The organism is Tomitella cavernea (genome assembly GCF_016599145.1).
In the GTDB taxonomy this organism is placed as follows: domain Bacteria; phylum Actinomycetota; class Actinomycetes; order Mycobacteriales; family Mycobacteriaceae; genus Tomitella; species Tomitella cavernae.
Genome location: NZ_JAENKO010000047.1, coordinates 13620 through 32080 on the forward strand (window position 1 = coordinate 13620; position 18461 = coordinate 32080).

General features: G+C 73.0%; 12 protein-coding genes and 1 tRNA gene. 3 read left to right on the forward strand and 10 right to left on the reverse strand.

Going from position 1 to position 18461, the window contains the following annotated elements; translation table 11 throughout:
- Positions 1-13 precede the first annotated feature (13 nt).
- Positions 14-9310: a polyketide synthase gene (locus JJ683_RS14935; protein ID WP_307810963.1), complete on the reverse strand. Its 9297-nt coding sequence runs from the start codon at positions 9308-9310 to the stop codon at positions 14-16.
- A gap of 403 nt (positions 9311-9713) precedes the next feature.
- Positions 9714-11333: an MFS transporter gene (locus JJ683_RS14940; RefSeq protein ID WP_200175290.1), complete on the reverse strand. Its 1620-nt coding sequence runs from the start codon at positions 11331-11333 to the stop codon at positions 9714-9716.
- A gap of 129 nt (positions 11334-11462) precedes the next feature.
- On the opposite strand from JJ683_RS14940, the gene JJ683_RS14945 reads away from it, so the two are divergent.
- Positions 11463-12143, forward strand: a complete 681-nt coding sequence (locus JJ683_RS14945) for a TetR/AcrR family transcriptional regulator (RefSeq protein WP_200175292.1) — start codon at positions 11463-11465, stop codon at positions 12141-12143.
- Here the strand turns inward: JJ683_RS14945 and JJ683_RS14950 are convergent.
- Positions 12107-12191: transfer RNA gene (locus JJ683_RS14950), tRNA-Leu, on the reverse strand. The two genes, JJ683_RS14945 and JJ683_RS14950, sit on opposite strands and share 37 nt — an antisense overlap.
- 105 nt (positions 12192-12296) lie before the next feature.
- On the opposite strand from JJ683_RS14950, the gene JJ683_RS14955 reads away from it, so the two are divergent.
- Both JJ683_RS14955 and JJ683_RS14960 read left to right on the forward strand, forming a co-directional pair.
- A complete protein-coding gene (locus JJ683_RS14955; protein ID WP_200175295.1) occupies positions 12297-12818 on the forward strand; it encodes a transcriptional regulator in 522 nt (173 codons plus the stop codon).
- Entirely contained in the window at positions 12815-13213 is a 399-nt protein-coding gene (locus tag JJ683_RS14960; RefSeq protein WP_200175296.1) for a DUF3817 domain-containing protein, read from the forward strand. Before JJ683_RS14955 ends, JJ683_RS14960 begins: the two co-directional genes overlap by 4 nt.
- Before the next feature lie 36 nt (positions 13214-13249).
- Here JJ683_RS14960 and JJ683_RS14965 read toward each other — a convergent pair whose 3' ends face one another.
- From JJ683_RS14965 to JJ683_RS14995, 7 genes are all read right to left on the reverse strand, one after another.
- On the reverse strand, positions 13250-13837 hold the full coding sequence (locus tag JJ683_RS14965) for a TIGR03086 family metal-binding protein (RefSeq protein ID WP_200175297.1): 588 nt from the start codon (positions 13835-13837) through the stop codon (positions 13250-13252).
- A gap of 98 nt (positions 13838-13935) precedes the next feature.
- On the reverse strand, positions 13936-14577 hold the full coding sequence (gene rdgB, locus JJ683_RS14970) for an RdgB/HAM1 family non-canonical purine NTP pyrophosphatase (protein WP_200175298.1): 642 nt from the start codon (positions 14575-14577) through the stop codon (positions 13936-13938).
- The gene (rph, locus tag JJ683_RS14975) at positions 14577-15362 is read right to left on the reverse strand and encodes a ribonuclease PH (protein ID WP_200175302.1); all 786 of its coding nucleotides are present in this window, start codon (positions 15360-15362) and stop codon (positions 14577-14579) included. Before rph ends, rdgB begins: the two co-directional genes overlap by 1 nt.
- A 118-nt stretch (positions 15363-15480) precedes the next feature.
- Positions 15481-16281 (reverse strand): cyclic nucleotide-degrading phosphodiesterase, encoded by an 801-nt coding sequence (locus JJ683_RS14980; RefSeq protein WP_200175299.1) that lies wholly within the window; start codon positions 16279-16281, stop codon positions 15481-15483.
- 93 nt (positions 16282-16374) lie between these two features.
- Positions 16375-17151 (reverse strand): glutamate racemase, encoded by a 777-nt coding sequence (gene murI, locus JJ683_RS14985; RefSeq protein ID WP_200175303.1) that lies wholly within the window; start codon positions 17149-17151, stop codon positions 16375-16377.
- 53 nt (positions 17152-17204) lie between these two features.
- Complete coding sequence (locus tag JJ683_RS14990) at positions 17205-17825, reverse strand: rhomboid family protein (RefSeq protein WP_200175304.1); 621 nt, start codon at positions 17823-17825, stop codon at positions 17205-17207.
- 17 nt (positions 17826-17842) lie between these two features.
- Positions 17843-18461: P1 family peptidase (locus JJ683_RS14995; RefSeq protein ID WP_200175300.1), on the reverse strand; the 619-nt coding region annotated here is incomplete at its 5' end.

The following is an 18461-nucleotide window of genomic DNA, read 5'->3' on the forward strand; positions in this document are numbered from 1 at the left end:
CTCCCGTCTGCGCTCACTGTTCTCCGCGCAGGCGGTATTCGCCCTCGCTGTTCAGGCGGGCCTGCGGCTCGAGGAGCATCGCGGCCTCGTGCTCCTTGATGGACACCGTGCCCGTCGCCGAGCAGCCGAGCCCGTCGAAGCGCCGGCCTTCGGGGCGCTCGTAGAGCTCCGCACCGCCGACCATCGCCTGGGTGAGCCGGCGCGCGCCCGCCACCTGCCGTTCGGCCGCCTTGGCCCGGTAGGCCTCCCGCGCGCTCTCCGGCAGCGAGGCGACGAACGCCTCCGGGTGCGCCACCGCGATGAGCCCGGCGACGTGCCCGAAGCCCAGGCTGGTGAGCAGCCCGGCCCGCAGCGGCATCTCATTGCCGAACCGCAGCGGCTCCTCCCGGGTCCACACCAGCCGCGGATACTCGGTGAACGCGCCGTCGACGCAGTCCAGGCTGCGGTTGGGCGGGATGATGCCCGCGCCGAGCACCTGGCACAGCCCGATCAGCTGGAACGCCGCCGCACCGCCCTTGGAGTGCCCGGTGAGCGTCTTCTGCGAGACGACGAACAGCGGGTTGCCCGGGTCGCGGCCCAGCGCGTCGGCGATGCGCTCGTGCAGCTCCGACTCGTTGGGATCGTTGGCCGCGGTGGAGGTGTCGTGCTTGGAGACCACCGCCACGTCGTCCACCGTCAGCCCGACGGTGGCCAGCGCCTTGGCCAGCTGCGAGGTGCGGCCGCCGCGGGCCACGCCCAGCGCGCCGATGCCGGGCGCCGGGATGGAGGTGTGGACGCCGTCGGCGTGCGAGCCTGCCCAGGCGACCACGCCGAGGACGGGCAGGCCCATCCGCGCGGCCACGTCGCCGCGCGCCAGCAGCACGGTGCCGCCGCCGGCCGACTCGACGAACCCGCCGCGGCGCCGGTCGTTGGCCCGCGAGAAACGGCGGGGGTCGATGCCCTTGGCCGTCATGGCGTCCGAGTCGGCGGTGGCGGACATGTCGCCGAACCCGACGATGCCCTCGATGGACAGGTCGTCGAACCCGCCGGCCACCGCGAAGTCGGCCTTGCCCAGCCGGATCTTGTCGACGCCCTCCTCGACGGACACGGCCGCCGTGGCGCAGGCCGCCACCGGGTGCACCATGGCGCCGTAGCCGCCGACGTACGACTGCACCACGTGCGCGGCGATGACGTTGGGCAGCGCCTCCTGCAGCGTGTCGTTGGCGTGCGGCTCGCCCAGCAGGTTGTCGACGTACAGCGCCCGCATGGAGGTCATGCCGCCCATGCCGGTGCCCTGCGTGTTGGCCACCTGCGTGGGGTGCACCCAGCGCAGCATCTCGGCGGGGCTGAAGCCCGCGGACAGGAACGCGTCCACGGTGCACACCAGGTTCCACTGGGCCACGCGGTCGATCGCCTCGGCCATGTCCGCGGGGATGCCCCACACGGTGGGGTCGAATCCGGTGGGGATCTGGCCGCCGACAGTCCGGGTGAGGTTCACCCTGCGCGGCACGCGGATCTCGGTGCCGGCCTTGCGGGTCACCTTCCAGTCGCCCGTCTCCGGCACCGACGCCATGGTGGTGCGCTCCGGGTCCGCGTCGACGAACGCCCGCGCCTCGCCTTCGGACGAGACCGTGAAGGTGAGATCCTTGTCGAGGAACACCGACGTGAGCAGCGGCGAGGTCTGCTCGACCATCGCGCCGTCGTCGTCGAAGAGCCGGATTCCGCAGCGCTCGACCACCGCGTCGTGGTAGCGCTCCCAGATCTCCGCCTCGGGCACCTGGTCGCCCGACTCGGCGTCGTACCAGCCGGCCTTGGGGGTGGTCTCCCAGGTGACCAAGCCGGTGCTCCAGGCGAGTTCGAGCACGCCCGCCGGCGACAGCTGCTCGTCCACCTCCATCTCGAAGCGGGTGCGCGCGGAGCCGTAGGGCCCCAACTCGCCCGCGCCGACGATGACGACGAGTTCCTCCGGCGCCGCGGTGACCTCCGGCCAGCTCGGCACGGTGGCGCTCAGCCGCAGCTCCGGTGGGAAGGGCAGCGCGTCGATCGTCGCCTGGACGCTGCCGGCGAACTCGTCCGCGTCGGCCCCGCCGTCGCTGTTGTCCGCCTCGTCCTGGGTGCCGGCCAGCTCGGCCAGGTCCAGGTCGACCTCGCCGAGTCCGCCGGTGAGGTCCAGCGTCTGCGGGGCCGCGGCCGCCTTGCCGCGCACCTCGTCCGACGCGGCGCCGAGCAGCTCCACGGCGATCTCGTCCGGCGCCCAGGTGCGCACGCCCTTGGCCTCGACCTGCTCGACCAGCGGATCGTTGCCGCCCATCAGCCCGGTGCCGCGCACCCAGCCGATGATCGCGTGCACCAGCGTGACGCGCTCGCCCCAGCCGCGCTCGGCGTGCCAGCGGTTGACCAGCGCATCCAGCGAGGCCTTGGACTCGCCGTAGGCGCCGTCACCGCCGAACGTGCCCCGGTTGGGCGAACCCGGCAGGACCACGTGCAAGCGCGAGGCGATGTCGTGGTCGGCGCCGATGCCGGAGAGCCCGGCGACGAGGCGCTCGACCGCCCACAGCAGCACGCGCATCTGCAGCTCGGACTTGGCGCCGGCGTCGCGCAGGTCCCCCACCACGCGGGGCGCGGCGAAGGGGAACAGCATCGTCGGCGTCATCGGTTCCTTGATGACGGTGGACTTGCCGCCGGCCGACTCGGTCTGCTCGGTGCCGATCCAGTCGATCAGCGCATCCACGTCGGAGAACGACGCCAGGTTCACCGGCAGCACCCACAGCGCCGCGCCTTCGCGGGCGCTGGTGCGGTAGAGCTCGCGGAAGTAGGCGAGCTTCTTCTGCGTCAGCGACGAGGTGGTGGCGATCACCGTGGCGCCGCCGGCGAGCAGCTCGCCCACGACCGCGCCGGCGATCGACCCCTTGCCCGCGCCCGTGACCACCGCGGTGTCTCCCGCGAACTCGCCGGTGCGCCCCGCGGTGCGCGGAGCCGCGGCGATGGCCGCGTACTCGGCGGCCAGGGAATCGCGGCCCTCGCGCTCGGCGCGGCGCCGCCACCATTCGGCGTGCGCGGCGACGGCGTCATCGACCGTGGCGAACCCGTCGGCCAGCTCGCCGATCTCCTCCGCGGACGCCGTCCACATGCGGGCCAGGTCCTCGCGGGCGCTGGCCCAGCGGTCATCGAGCAGCACCGCCTTGCGCGCGTCGAACGCGGGCGCCACCTGGCGGGCCCAGTCGGAGCCCAGCTCGTCGGAGATCAGGTCCGCCAGCTCGGCGCCGGACTGTTCGGCGCCGGACTGCGCATCCGCGGCCTCGGCCATGCCGAGCTGCGCGAGGATGGTGCGCGCCGTCTCGGCGAGCACGCCCGCCGGGCCGGTGACCTTCTCGGCGAACTCGCCCAGTGCGGCCGAGTCCACGACCCCGCCGCCCGCCGCGGCGGCGGGCTTGCTCACCGCGACGCCGCGGGCCTCGCCGACGGCGAGTACGGCCGCGTCGATCAGTGCGTCGGCCGCACCCCCGTCGGTGACGGGGGCGTCGGTGAGCCCGCCCAGGTCGCCGCCGCGCACCGAGGAGCCGTCGCGGGTGCCCAGGGCCAGCATCGCGGTGACGTGGCTGACCCAGCCGTCGCCCAGCTCCCATTCGCCGCGCACGCGGTCGCCGACGTGGGCGGGCCGCTTGCCCGACGGGCCGAAGACGCGGCGCAGCTGGTCGCCGACGGCGTCGGTGAGCACCGGGCCGAACGGCTTGTAGGTGCGGGCCAGGCCCACCACCGTGCTCTCCAGCTGCGGCATGGTCGCCTCGGCCGCTCCGTCGATGGCGCCCAGGTTGAGCTCCGCGCCCAGGTCCACCAGCAGCTGGTTGCGGCGCGACGAGGCGCCGTCGGTGAGCGACTCGATGGTGTCGGCGCCGGTCATCTGGTCGGCGCGCAGCTTGGTCCACAGCGCGATGAGCGTGCGGGTGGCGTCGCCGGCGGTGAACGGGATGTCGTCGGGGCGCGGACCGCCGGTCGGCGCCGTGGGGGCAGCCGGTGCGGCCTCGGCGGGGGCATCGGCAGGCGCGGCCTCGGCCGCGGATTCCGTCACCTCGGCCGTCTCTTCCACAGGCTCCGGCTCGGTGTCGGTGCACAGCAGGACCGCGCGCTCGCGCTCCGAGTTGAGCACCTGCGGCCCGGCGCCGACCCGCCCCGGCAGCTTGAGCGTCTGCGAGGCCAGGTTGGCGACCGTGGGCATACGGCCCACACCCACCTCGACGAACCGCTGGACGTCCAACCCCCCGGTCTCCTCCTCGGAGAACAGCAGGTCCTGCGTCTCGATCCAACGCACGGGGCTCGCGAACTGCCACGCGAGCAGCTCGATGAGCAGGATGCGGGTGAGCGCCGACGGGTCGGCCGCCCAGGTCTCGTAGTCGCCGAGCACCGCGTCGAGCGATTCGGCCGGCACCAGGTCGCGGATCTCCTGGACGAACGCGCAGTCCAGCGTGAACGCCCGCGGCACCAGGTTGGGGATGTAGCGGCCCACGAGGATGGCCGGGTCGATGTCGTGCGGCACCAGCTTCTCGAGCGTGTGCCGGAACTCGGGGACACCGCCCAGCAGCACCTGCGAGTGGAACGGCACGTCGATGCCGGGCACCAGGATGAACGCCTTCTTGCCGCCGCGCGCGAGCCGGCGCGCGTCGATGTCGTCGGACAGGGCGTCCAGGCCGGCGACGGTGCCGGCGATCGCGTACTGCGATCCGCGCAGGTTGTAGTTGACCACCTGCAGGAACTCGCCGGACTCCGCCGCGATGCGCTCGACGTAGTCGGTCACGTCGTCGTCGGCGATACCCGCCTGGGACGGACGGATGGCGCCCAGCCGGTAGTCGCTGCGGCCCTCCGTGTCGCGCGGCACCAGGTGGTGCATCGCGCTGCCGCGGTGGAACACCACCTCCAGGACGGCCTCCAGTGGCAGCACCTGGGCGACTGCGGCGAGGGCGTTATACTCGCCCACCGAGTGGCCCGCGAACAGCGAGCCCTCGACGAACGCGCCGGCCTCGCGCAGCTCCGCCACCTGGGCGCACGCCAGGGTGGCCATGGCGACCTGCGTGAACTGGGTGAGGAACAGCACGCCGTCCGGGTGCTGATAGGTCTCTCCCTTGGCGGTCAGCGTGGTGGGGTTGTCGCGCACCACGGCCAGGATCGAGAATCCGAGCGCCTCGCGGGTGTGCTTGTCGGCGCGCTCCCACACCTCCTTGGCGGCCGGCGAGGTGGCGCGCGCGTCCAAGCCCATCCCCTTGTGCTGGATGCCCTGGCCGGGGAACGCGTACACGGTGCGCGGCGCCTCGAGCACGCCGCCGGCGATCATGACCAGCTCGCCGTCTACACGGCAGGACACCTCGATGACCTCGCGGCCGGCGTCCAGGCCCACGCGCTCCACGCGCACGTCGATCTCGGCGCCCGGGCGCACCGGCGCGAGGAACCGCGCGGTCCACCCGGCCAGCGGGGTGGGGGCCCACCCCGCCAGCTTGTCCGTGCCCTCGTACAGCGTGGCGGTCGCCACCTGCTGCGCCGCGGCCGACAGCCACATGCCGTGCACGATCGGCGAGCCCAGGCCCGCCAGCCTGGCCGCGGAATCGGAAACGTGAATGGGGTTGTGGTCGCCGGAGACCTGGGCGAACGCGTCCATCGCGATGGGCGCCTGCACGGTCACCTGGCGGCGGCGACGACGGGGGCTCTCGTGAACCTCGCCCGTCTTGCCGCCCGCACGCTGCGGATCTTCCAGCTCGCCGCGCCCGGCGCGCCCGCGGATCGCGAAGCGCTCGGTGAGCTCGGCGACGGGGGTCGATTCCAGGCCCAGGTCACGCACGGAGCCGACGTTGACGGAGACCTCGACGACGCGGCCCAGGTCGGAGTCGGAGACCTCGGCGGCCTCGGCACGGACCGTGAGGATCGACGGCTCCGACGGCAGCGCCCCGGCCAGGCCGATGGCATGGTCCAGGTGCACCAGGTCCAGCATGCCCTCGATCACGGACGCGGAGTCCGAGCCGGGCACGCGGGCGGCGCCGATGGCCGCGAACACGGCCGGCCAGCACGCGCCGACGAGCACGTCCGGCACGCCCGCGGCGCCCGGGACGAAATCGTCGGGCAGCCCCGCGGAGGTGACGCCGCCGTGGTCGGCGACGAGGTCGGGCGTCCAGGCCAGGTTGATGCGGGCCACGCCGCCCTTCACCTCGGGCAGCTCCTGCCCCGCGGCCACGCCGAGCAGCTCGGACATCGCGGCCTCCGCGTCGGCCGCGCTGACCAGCGGGGTCCCGCCGTCGACGGCGCTGGCCGGCACGGTGATGCGGATGCGCACGGCCTGCTCGCCCACCAGCGGCACGGTGAGCAGCAGCGCGGCGCCCTCTTCGGCGACGGCCAGCGTGGCGCCGGTGAGCGGGTGCTCGGCGCCGTCGCCGGTGAGCCGCCACTCGGACGGCGCTCCCAGGCGGTGCACCGGGTTGATGGTGTGGCGGCCCGCCCAGCGGATGTCCGGCGAGGCCAGCACGAGGTCCACTGCGTCGGCCACCGCATCGCCGACGCCCAAGTGCCGGCGCGCCGGGATCGTCGCGGCGGCGCCGTTTCCGGCGAGCAGCTCGTCGGCCGTGGCCTTCTCGAACCTGTCGAGCAGCTCGCCCACCGGCTCGTCGGCGCGGGTGATGCCGGCGACGGACACCGGGCCGGGAATGATGCACACCTCGTCCGCGCCGTAGCGCGCGTCGTGCGCCTGCCACAGCGAATCGGACCGCCACCAGCGGCGCACGTCCTTGTCGATGACCGGCACGAAGTTCACCGGCTTGCCCGGCGTGCGGCACAGTTCGACGAAGAACGACACGTCCGCCGGGTGCAGCAACGTGGAGGTGGCCGCGGGGTGCTGGGCCACGAGGGCATCCACGGCCGCCCCCGGGGCGTCCAGCGCCGCGGAGTCGTCGTCGAACAGCGTGGGGATGGGGCCGTGCTCGATGGGGCTCAGACGGGCCTCCGCACGGCGCAGCATCTCGCCGAAGCGGTCGCGCCAGGTCACGTCCGCCCACACCGCGTCGCCGTCGGCCAGGTCGTGGCCCATGGTCAGCTCGACGTAGCGGCGCAGCCACTGCTCGTACGGCATGGCGGCCACGTCGCCGAAGTACGGCTTGGCGGTGCCGGCCATCGCGGCGACGATCTCGTCGCGCCGCTCGGCGACCGCGTCGGCGTCGCCGGCCACGTCGTCGAGCAGACGGCCGCAGCGGGACGCGGTGTTGTCGATCTCGTGGATGTCGGCGCCGAGCTGGCTGCGGCCGGAGGCCATGCCGCCCTCCGCGGTGCCGGCGCCGACCCACCCGGGCGTGCCCGGGGTCTCGACGAGCATCCTCTTGACCTCGGGCGCCGTGGTGGCTTCGAGGGTGGCCATCGCCGCCGTCCCGACGAGGATGCCGTCGACGGGCATGGCCGGGAAGCCGTGCTGCGTGGACCAGCGGCCGGTCAGGTAATCGGCCGAGCGCTCGGGCGTGCCGATGCCGCCGCCCACGCACACCACGATGTTGGCGCGCGCGCGGAGCTCGCCGTAGGTGGTCAGCAGCAGGTCGTCGAGGTCTTCCCACGAGTGGTGGCCGCCGGCCTTGCCGCCCTCGACCTGCACGATGATCGGGTAGTCGGGCACCTCGGCGGCGATGCGCACCACCGAGCGGATCTGCGCCACCGTGCCCGGTTTGAAGGCGATGTAGGGGATGCCGACCTCGGCGCGCTCCTCGATGAGCGCCAGCGCGTCCTCGAGCTCGGGGATGCCCGCGGTGACGATGAGCCCGTCGAGTGCGGCGCCGGTGGTGCGCGCCTTCTGCACCAGCCGCTTTCCGCCCACCTGCAGCTTCCACAGGTACGGGTCGAGGAACAGCGAGTTGAACTGCACGGCGCGCCCTGGTTCCAGCAGCGCGTTCAGCTCGTCGATGCGGTTCAGGAAGATCTCCTCGGTGACCTGCCCGCCGCCGGCCAGCTCGGCCCAGTGGCCGGCGTTGGCCGCGGCCGCGACGATGCGCGCGTCGACGGTGGTGGGGGTCATGCCCGCGAGGAGGATCGGGGAACGGCCGGTAAGGCGCGTGAACGCGGTCTCCACGACGATGCGACCGTCGGGCAGCGTCTTGGCCGTGGGTGCGAATTGCGACCAGGGCGACTCGGCCTCCGGCGCGGCGCCGGGGGTGAACAGGTTGCGCTGGCCGGCACGGGTCGACGCCGGAACCACGCCCACGCCGGTACCACGCACCACCCCGGCGGTCATGCGCGTGAGCAGGTCTCCGGGGCCCAGGTCCAGGACCCAGCGGGCCCCGGCATCGACGGCGGAATCGACCGAGGCCACCCAGTCGACGGGGGCGACGAGGATCGAATCGGTCAGGCGGGCGGCCTGCTCGACGTCGAGGCCGCAGCGCTCCGCCCAGTCGGCCACCATCTGCACGGCCTCACGCAGACCGGGGTGGTGGAAGCCGGCCTCGACGGCGACGTGCTCGAACACGGGGGCGAAGGGTGCGCCGCCGGTGAGCTTGTCGGCGCGCTCGTCCTTCTCGCGGGCGGCGATGCCCTCGCAGTGCGTGCGCAGGCGCGCGAGCTGGTCCGGATCGCCGGTGAGCACGATGCGGCGGCGGCCGTTGCGGATCGCGAGCACCGGGCGGTCCAGGGTGCGGGCGCCGAACACCTCGGACAGCGCGGCCTCGATGCGCTCGGGGTCCACCCCGGAGACGGCCAGCATGGGGGAACGGTCGGTGGTGCCGATGAGCCCGCGCCGACGCGACACGAGGGTGGCGGCGGCGCCGACGAGCTGGGCTAGCGCGAGTAGTCGAGCATCCTCACGCCCGCCGGCGGCGAGCGCCTCGGCGGCGAGAACGCCCTGCGAATGCCCGAGAGTGGCGACGCTGTGGGCGCCGATCTCGTCCGAGCGCAGGTCGAGGCCGTTCTCCGCCAGCGACCGCACCGCGGCCAGCTGGGTCAGCAGCACGCCGGGCAGCGAGATCGCGGCGGAGGTCAGTGCGGACTGCCGCGGGCGCGTGGCCTCGATGCCCCACCCGATGGGGTCGAAGCCGGACGGGCGCACCACGAGCAGCTCGGAACGCACCGGCGCCAGGATCCGCTCGGACTCGTCCACCAGCATGGTGAGCTCGCCCTCGAGCTGCGCGTCGGTGGCCAGCTCGGTGAGCGAATCCAGCCACGGGGCCCCCTGCCCGCCGAAGGCCACCGCGTACTGCTCCCCGCTCCGGAGCCTGTCGGCCAGCGGTGTGCCGCCGCGGGGCGCGGCGGCACCGTCGGCGGCGGCTGCGTCGGCTCCGGTGGAGTCGTCGTCGCGGCCTGATCCGAATGCCTCGATGGTCACGTGGGGTTCCTCTCCGTCGGCTCCGCGGCGGGCCGGGCGTGCGGCCGTGCGCGTGGTCAGTCGACATTCCGGACCCGGTGCGGCGGCGCTCTGCGCCGGTGGCTGCGCAGCCGTCGCTGCCGCCCCTCCCCGCCCGATCCACGGCGATGTCTCCGTAGAGAAGATTGCCACAGAATCATGAGGGACCCCTCACGTTTGTCGGCGCAGCCGAGGTACCCACGAGTAGGAGAAGCGGTACCCGCGGGTAGAAATCCGCTGATGTGGGGCGTTGGGAACTGCTGTGTTTTCAGTCACAGTTCGGTCACGAACAGGCGCTTCTGCCGCGCGCGGACGCCCCCGTGATCAGGACGTTCGCCCAGAACAGCTGAGGTTCCGGAGCCGCGGCCGGTGACAGGCCGGACTGTCAGACGTCCACCCGCGCAGCGCCGGCCTGTCGCGCTGCGGCCTCCACCGTGCCGGGTGCCGCGCCAAACCCGAGCCCAGCCGCCCGCCGCGCGGCTCCCTTGCCCGGCGCCCACCACGCCATGAACACCGCTCCCGCCGCGGCGACGCAGGCGAGGACGAGACCCGCACTCGACACGCCGTCGAGGAATGCCCGCTCCGCGACGGACACCAGAGCATCGCCCGACCGTCCGGCCTGTTCGGCCACGGCCAGCGCGCCGGCGAGCGAGTCGCCCACCGGCTCCCGCGCCACCTCCGGCAGTCGATCGAGCACGGGATCGATGCCGTTCGCATATCCGGCCGCCAGCAGGCTCCCCGCCACGGCGATGCCGAGGCTGGCCCCCACCTCGCGGGTGGCGTCGTTGACGGCCGCGGCGACACCCTGCTTGTCCGCGGGCGCCTCCGAGACGATCACGTCGGTGGCGGGCGCCGCGGTGAGGCCCAGCCCGGCGCTCATGATGAGCACCGGCCAGAGGACGTCGACGTAGGTGGAGCCGGCGTCGATCCCGCGCAGCACGAACAACCCGGCCGCGATGGCCGCCATCCCGACCACCATCACGGGCTTGAGGCCGACCCGCGCCGCGATCCGCGGCGACACCATGGCCACCAGCATCAGCGGGGCCATCATCGGGGCCATGGCCAGCGAGGCCCCGAAGGGGCTGTACCCCAACACCAGCTGCAGGTATTGGATGAGGATGAGGAACACCCCGAAGGTGACGCCGAACTGCACTGTCAGCGACAGTGCGCCGGCCGAGAACCCCCTGCTGTGGAACACCCGCACGTCCAGCAGCGGCTCACGCCGCCGCAGCTGCGCCGCCACGAACGCGGCCACCAGCACGAGCCCCGCGCCGATCGTCGCGAGCACCGGCGCCGAGGTCCAGCCGTGCTCGGGCCCCGAGATGATCCCGAACACGAGCAACCCCAGGCCCGCAGCCACCAGCACGCTGCCGAGCACGTCGATCCGCGGCGGCACGGTCGAGCGCGATTCCGGCAGCGTCATCGCGCCGAGCATCATCACCGCCCCGGCGGCGGAGAGCACGACGAAGATCGACTCCCACGACCACACCTGCACCAACGCGCCGGAGCCGACGATGCCCACCACACCGGCCGCGCCCGCCACCCCGGCCCACAGGCCGATGACGCTCCCCCGTCGTTCTGCGGGCAGCAGCCCTGTCAGCAGCGACAGCGTGGAGGGCATGACCGCCGCCGCGCCGACGCCCGCCAGCACCCGGGCGGCGATGATCCACACCGGCTGCTGCACCAGCAGCGGCAGCACCGACCCGGCGGTGAACACGGCGAGTCCGGTGACGAGCACCACCCGGCGGCCGTACCGGTCGCCCACTGCGCCGGCGGGCAGCACCAGACAGGCGAGTGCCAGGGTGTAGCCGTCGACGATCCACGTCAGCTGCGCCTGAGTGGCACCCGTGGCGGTCGCGATGTCCGGCAGGGCCGTGTAAAGCGCCGCCATCGACGCGATGATCACCGTCACCGCGGCGCACGCGACGGCGACGATCCACCGGCGCGCGCCGGGCCCCGGCGCGGTCGCTACGGCCGCGTCATCGTCCGCCACCACGTGCGTCATCGCTGTGCTCCCTCGGCCGCTCGAACCCGCCGCGCCTTACGCTACAGTCAGTAGCGTTTCGATACAAACAGTTTCGTTTCGGGAGTAGGGACGGTGCGTTCGACGGGCAGCCGGGTCATACTGACGACGATGATTGCGAAGCGACCGCACCCCGACGCGCCAACCGATGCCCCCGGGGAGTCTTCCGACGAGGACCCCCGACGCCGGCGCTCGCGGTCGCGCCTGCTCGACGCCGCGACGAACCTGCTCAGCTCCGGCGGAGTGGAGGCCGTGACCGTCGACGCGGTGACGAAGGCCTCCAAGGTCGCGCGCACCACCCTGTACCGGCATTTCGACAACAGTGCCGCGCTGGTCACCGCGGCGTTCGAACGGCTCATGCCGCCGGTCGCGGCTCCGCCGATGCAGGGCACCACCCGCGAGCGGCTGATCACGCTGATGGACGCCATCGCCGAGTCGATCGAGGGTGCACCGTTGCATCTGACCGTCTTCGGGTGGCTGGCGATCGGCCCGGACCGCGCCGCGGCGGGCGACACCGATACCGACACCGCATCGCTGCGCGAACGGGTTGTAACCCAGTATCGCGAGCCGTTCGACGCCCTCCTCGACAGCCCCGAGGTGCGCTCGGAGATCGGCGACTACGACAACACGCTGGCCATGCTGCAGCTCACCGGCCCGATGGTGTTCGCACGGCTGGCCGCGCTGCCGCCGGTGAGCCGGGAGCAACGCGCACGGATCGTCGACGACTTCCTCGCAGCCCGCCGGGTTTCCACGGATGGTGCGCGAGAAGGGACTCGAACCCTCACGTCCTAGGACACTGGAACCTAAATCCAGCGCGTCTGCCAGTTCCGCCACTCGCGCGTGCGGGCTCAGCCTACGGCAGCGCCCGCTACGCTCCCCCATCGCGTGCGCCCCGTCACCGTCCCCGGAACGGTCACGGAGCCGCAGGTCAGGTACCGTCGTAGTGTGGCACGAACTCGACGACGGCACCGGGTGACACTGATCGTCTTCGTCATCGCCGCCGCCGCCACCTGTCTCGCGCTTGGCTGGTGGCAGTGGGACCGGTACGAGTCGGCGTCCGGCACCGGCCAGAACCTCGGCTACGCACTGCAGTGGCCGTTGTTCGCAGCATTCTGCGTCTACGGCTACCGGCGTTTCGTCAAACTCGAGGACCAGCAGGCCGAGATCGTCGATGCCGAGAGCACAGAGGGGTCCGACGGCTCCGACGCGGCAGCGACCGCCCCCGTCGGCCCGCGCCCCGCGGTGCCCGACGTCGGCCCCGGCATGCTCGGGCGACTGCTCGGGCGCGGCTCCGCCCCCGCCGTCACCGAGATCCCCGCGGATCTGCTGCCGCAGCGCGACGCCGCCCCGGCGAACGTCGCCGGCCCTGCTCCGGCCGAGCCTGCGCCCGAGGACCAGCGACTCCGCGAATACAACGAATACCTTGCTCAGCTCGATGAGCGCTCCACGAAAGGACGCGGCCGATGACCGAAGCCGAGGGCGTCGCAACGACGGACACGGGGCGATCCGCTTCCGGACTTGCTGAAGAGCAGGCACGCAAGATCCCCGGCGCACTGCTTCGCTTCCGAGTCCTCGCCTGGGTCACAGGCCTCTGGTTGCTGTCACTCACCGGGGAGATGATCTACAAGTACCTGATACTTGATGACTCCGCCGAAGCACCCGGATGGTTCTTCTACGTCGCCCAGCTTCACGGCCTCTTCTACATGCTCTACCTGGCCTTCACGGTCGATCTCGCGATCAAGGCGCGCTGGAAGGCGGGAACGACGATCCTGACCGCGATCGCCGGCACCGTCCCGTTCTTATCCTTCGTGTTCGAGCACATCCGAACCAAGCAGGTCAAGGAACAGTTCGGGCTCAGCTGACGGAGCGTTCGCGGTTCCGCGGAACCGCCGACGCTCTCACGCCGGCAGCGCCCACGCGGGGTCGCGGCCCATCCACGCCACGAGCTTGTGCGTGACCGTGGCGCCATCCGAAACCTGCACCTGCGGTCCGAAGACGTTCGGACCCCGCAGCACCTCCTCCGGCATCGGCTCGGCGAGCTTGTAGGAGAACGCGGCGACGTCGGCGGGGATCTCCGCGTCACGCCCCACGCTGTGCACGAGGTCCCACCCGTGGACGAACAGGTCGACGGCAGGGAACGACAGCCCCTCGCGCACCGAACGCGGTCCGCGCGGCGAATCCATGACGGCGTCCAGGTCCACTCCCGCGATCGCAGTGCGCGCCGGGCCCGCCAGGGAGGTCCACCATGCGCGCGGATCACCCTCGACGATGTCGCCGGGCCGCTCCGGGATCGACCACCCCGGTTCCTCCCCGCGCAGCAGCGCCGTGCCGAATCGCACCACGCCGCCCACATGCCCGAGCACGTCCAGTGCTCGCCAGCCCGCGCACGGCGACGGCTGCTCCCACTGGTCCGGCCCCACCGCCTCGACCGCGTCGGTGAAAAAGTGCAGGCCCCGGATGTAGGCCTCGTCCGCATCGATCGCCATGTCCCCAGGATTCCACTGCGGCCACCGGTGCGCAGGCGGAATGCAACCGCGAACGGGAAAGTAGCGCGCTCGCCCTCTTCCGCCGACCCCTGCGGCCCCTACACCTCGGCGAGGGTGCGCAGGACGGGCACCAGCTGCGCCAGCGCCCGCGCGCGGTGCGAGTCGGCGTCCTTCTCGTCGGCGCTCATCTGCGCGGCGGTACGGTCCTCCCCTGCGGGCATGAACACCGGGTCGTAGCCGAAGCCGTTGTCGCCGCGCGGTGCCCGGGCGATGGCACCGTGCCATTCGCCGTAGACTGCGGTCTCGTTGACCTCCGGCCCCTCCTCGCCGTCCACGTACTCGTCGGTGGGCACCACCAGTGCGCAGCACGAGACGAACGCCGCCTGACGCCGGTCGTCCGGCACGTCCGCCAGCTGTGCCAGCAGCAGCGCCGTGTTGGCGGCGTCGTCGCCGTGCGTGCCGCTCCAGCGGGCCGAGAGGACGCCGGGCATGCCGTTCAGCGCCGCCACGGTGAGCCCCGAATCGTCGGCGATGCACGGCAGCCCCGTCGCCCGTGCGCCGTCCTGCGCCTTGACGAGCGCGTTCTCCTCGAACGTCGCCCCGGTCTCGGGGGTCTCCGGGTACCCGGAGACCTCGTCGAGCCCCACCACCTCGAGCCCCGTGACATGCGCGGACGACAGCACCCGGCGCAGTTCCACCAGCTTCTTGGGATTGCGGCTGGCCACCAGGATCCGGCGCATCAGTTGCCGAACGCCTTCTTCTTCGCCGGAGCGGCCGGCTGCGGGAGCGTCCCCGGATACGGCGCGGCGAGCGCCTCGCGCTGGATCGCGAACAGCTGCTCGCAGCCCGCCGTCGCCGAATCGAGCATCGCATCGAGCGTGGAGCGGGCGAAGGTGGCACCCTCGCCGGTGCCCTGGACCTCGACGAGCGTCCCCACGTCGGTGGCCACCACGTTCATGTCCACCTCGGCGCGCGAGTCCTCCTCATAGGGCAGGTCCAGGCGCACCCGGCCGTCCACCACACCCACCGACACCGCGGCGATCGCGCACGACAGCGGCTGCGGGTCGGCCAGCCGGCCCGCAGCGTCGAGGTAGGCGACAGCGTCGGCGAGAGCCACGTAGGCGCCGGTGATGGACGCGGTGCGCGTGCCGCCGTCCGCCTGCAGCACGTCGCAGTCGATGGCGATGGTGTTCTCGCCCAGCGCGGACAGGTCGATGCACGCGCGCAAGGACCGGCCCACCAGCCGGCTGATCTCGTGGGTGCGGCCGCCGACCTTCCCGCGCACCGATTCCCGCCCGCTGCGCGTGTGCGTGGACGAGGGGAGCATCGCGTACTCGGCGGTGAGCCAGCCCAGTCCGGAACCGCGCCGCCACCGCGGCACGCCCTCCTCCACGCTGGCCGTGCACATCACCCGCGTGCGGCCGAACTCCACCAGCACGGAGCCCGCGGGGTGGTCGGTGAAGCCGCGGGTGATGGTGATGGGGCGCAGGTCGTCGTCGGCCCTGCCGTCCGTTCGCGTAGTCACAGTCACCCCCCGAGCCTAACGCCCCCGCCGGAGCGTCCCCCGGCGACGGGGCCGTCTCCCCCGACGCCCGTCCGTCGGCGGTTTCCGCGCGCGGCGCGGCAGTCCGTACGCGGCGCGGCTACCCGTGCGAGGCGAGCCGGTTCGACGCGGAGGCGGGGACGACGTCCGCAACGAAGTCCGGGGAGACGACGTCCACCGGGCCGTCGTACTCGGCGCGGGCCTCGGCGAGGACCTCCGCGCGCGGCGTCCACGGCGGGATGTGCGTGAGCAGCAGCCGCCCCACGCCCGCGCGCTGCGCGATCCGGCCGGCCTCCGTGCCGGACAGGTGCAGCCCCGGGGGCCGTAGCTCGGGAGCGTGCGTCCACGAGGCTTCGCACAGGAAGACGTCGACGTCCCGCGCGAGCTCGACGACGTCGTCGCACATCGCCGTATCGCCGCTGTAGGCGAGGATTGCACCGTCGGCGGCGGTGATCCGCAGGCCGAAGGATTCCGGCGGATGACACACCCGACGCGGCTCCACGGTGAGGCGGCCGACGGTGACGGCGACGCCGTGTTCCCACGTGCGCAGGTCGATGGTGTCGGACATGTCGTCGACCTCGCCCGCGATCTCCGCGGAGGCGGCGCCCAGCCGGTGCGCGGTGTCCGCGGGCCCATACATCAGCGCCCGGCCCGCCGCCTTGCCTGGCCCGTACCGACGCCACACGAGCAGCCCGGGAACGTCGAGGCAGTGGTCGGCGTGCAGATGGGTGAGCAGCACGACCGCCTCGCAGGGGTCCGCGTGCCGCTGCAGTGCGCCCAGCACCCCGCCGCCGAAGTCGAGGACCACAGGCGGTGTGCCCTCGGCCGTGAGGAGGTACCCGGACGCAGGCGAGTCCGGTCCGGTCACGCTGCCGGAGCAACCCAAGACGGTCAACCGCATGGCGGTCATAGTGCCATGACCTCCTGCCGCACGCTCATCGACCTCGCGACGATGACGCGTTCGTCACCGCCGCCGCCGCATCTGCGCACGACGTTACACGTGTGCCACGGCCGTGAGAGCAGGTCCGAGGAAGCGTCCCGCGAGCCGCGCGAACTGATCCGGGTCGCCGGTGGCCAGGAACTCCCTGCGCGGGGGCTCGCCGCCGTGCGGGCGCAGAAGCTCGTTCTCGGTCAGTACGCGCAGAACGTCCTTGGCCGTCTCCTCCGCGCTGGAGACCAACGCGACCTCGTCGCCCATCGCCAGCTGGATGATCCCCGAGAGCAGCGGGTAGTGGGTGCACCCCAGCACCAGCGTGTCCACGTCGGCCTCCTGCAGCGGCGCCAGGTAGGACTGCGCCAGCCCCAGCACCTGGCGTCCGCTGGTGATGCCGCGTTCGACGAAGTCCACGAAGCGCGGGCAGGCCACCGAGGTGATGACGGCGTCGCGCGCGGCGGCGAAGCTGTCCTCGTAGGCACGCGAGGAGATGGTGGCGGCCGTACCGATCACCCCGATCCGGCCGGTGCGCGTGGTGGCCACGGCGCGGCGCACCGCGGGCAGCACCACCTCGACCACCGGCACCGGGTAGCGCTCGCGAGCGTCGCGCAGGCATGCCGCCGAGGCCGTGTTGCACGCGATGACGAGCGCCTTCACCCCGCGGTCCACCAGGTCGTCGGCCACCGCCAAGGCGTGCCGGCGCACGTCGGGGATCGACAGCGGCCCGTACGGCCCGTGGGCGGTGTCGCCGACGTAGCGGATGTGCTCGTCGGGCAGCTGGTCGATGACCGCCCGCGCCACGGTGAGGCCGCCGACCCCGGAGTCGAACACCCCGATCGCGCCCTCGCCCCCTCCTGCCGCAACGCCCGCCGCCGATGATCCGCCTGTGCTCACTCCCCGATCTTCCCCTGCGCGGCCCGCCCGTCACCGCTCGGGTCGCGCCCCAGCAGCCAGGCCGCGGCGAACCCGCCTACCGCCCCGAAAAGGTGACCCAGCCACGACACGTGGGGCGACGACGGCAGCACGCCCCACAGCAGTGAGCCGTAAGCGACGAGGATGAGCACGCCGACGACGATGTCGGCCCAGTGGCGGGTGAACACCCCGCGCGCCAGCAGATAGACGAGCCAGCCGAACACGATCACCGACGCGCCGGCGACCTCCGTGCCCGCGCCACCGAACAACCACACCCCCGCGCCGCCGATCACCCACACGATCGCGGTCACGGCGGCCGCCCGTCCCACCCCGGACAGCGCCAGCACGTAGCCCAGCACCAGCAGCGGCAGCGTATTGGCGAACAGGTGCGGCCAGCCGAAGTGCAGAAGCGGCGCGAAGACGATCCCCCACAGACCGTCGATCGTGCGCGGTTCGATGCCCAGGCTGTCGAGGCGGCCGCCCATGATCGAGTCGATCAGTTCCAGGAGGTAGAGCACCGCGACGAATCCGACCACCGCGACGCCCGCGGACTTCCACCGCGGCATCGGCCCGGGGGCCCGCCCGCCGGCGCCCCGCATTACCGGCGGCGGGGAGCTCACCCGATCACCGCGCGGTAGGAGGGAATGCCGGCCACCGACTCGGCGGCGAGCACCGCGTGCACCACGGCGCGCTCGACACAGTCCGCCGCCGGGCCGCACAACGCGGTCAACAATGCCAGGTCCCCCGGCATCTCCACGGGCACCTGCGGGGCCGGGTCCGGCGCGCCGGGCGCATCGTGCAGGCCGGTGGCGACAGCGAAGAGCGTGTCGCCGTCCAGCGGCGAGTGCGCCGGGCGGATCGCCCGCGCCAGCCCGTCGTGCGCGACGGTGGCGAGCCTGCGGCACCCCGCCGGAGTCAGTGCGGCGTCCGTGGCGACGACGCCGATCGTCGTGTTGAGCACCGTGCCCTTCGCCGCCAAGCCGGCGAGGCGGGCACGGACCTCGGGCCCCGGGTCGCGGCGCAGCCCGGCGAACTCACCGGCCAACTCGGACCCCGCGCCCCACGGCACGCCACCCTGGTCGACGACGCTGCCGACCGGGTTGGCCACCACGATCGCGCCCACCGTCACGCCGTCGGCCGCTCCGCCGTCGATCACCGCGCTGGCCGACCCGACGGCGCCCTTGAGCCCCCCGGCCCGCGCGCCGACGCCCGCGCCCACGCACCCGGCCGAGTCC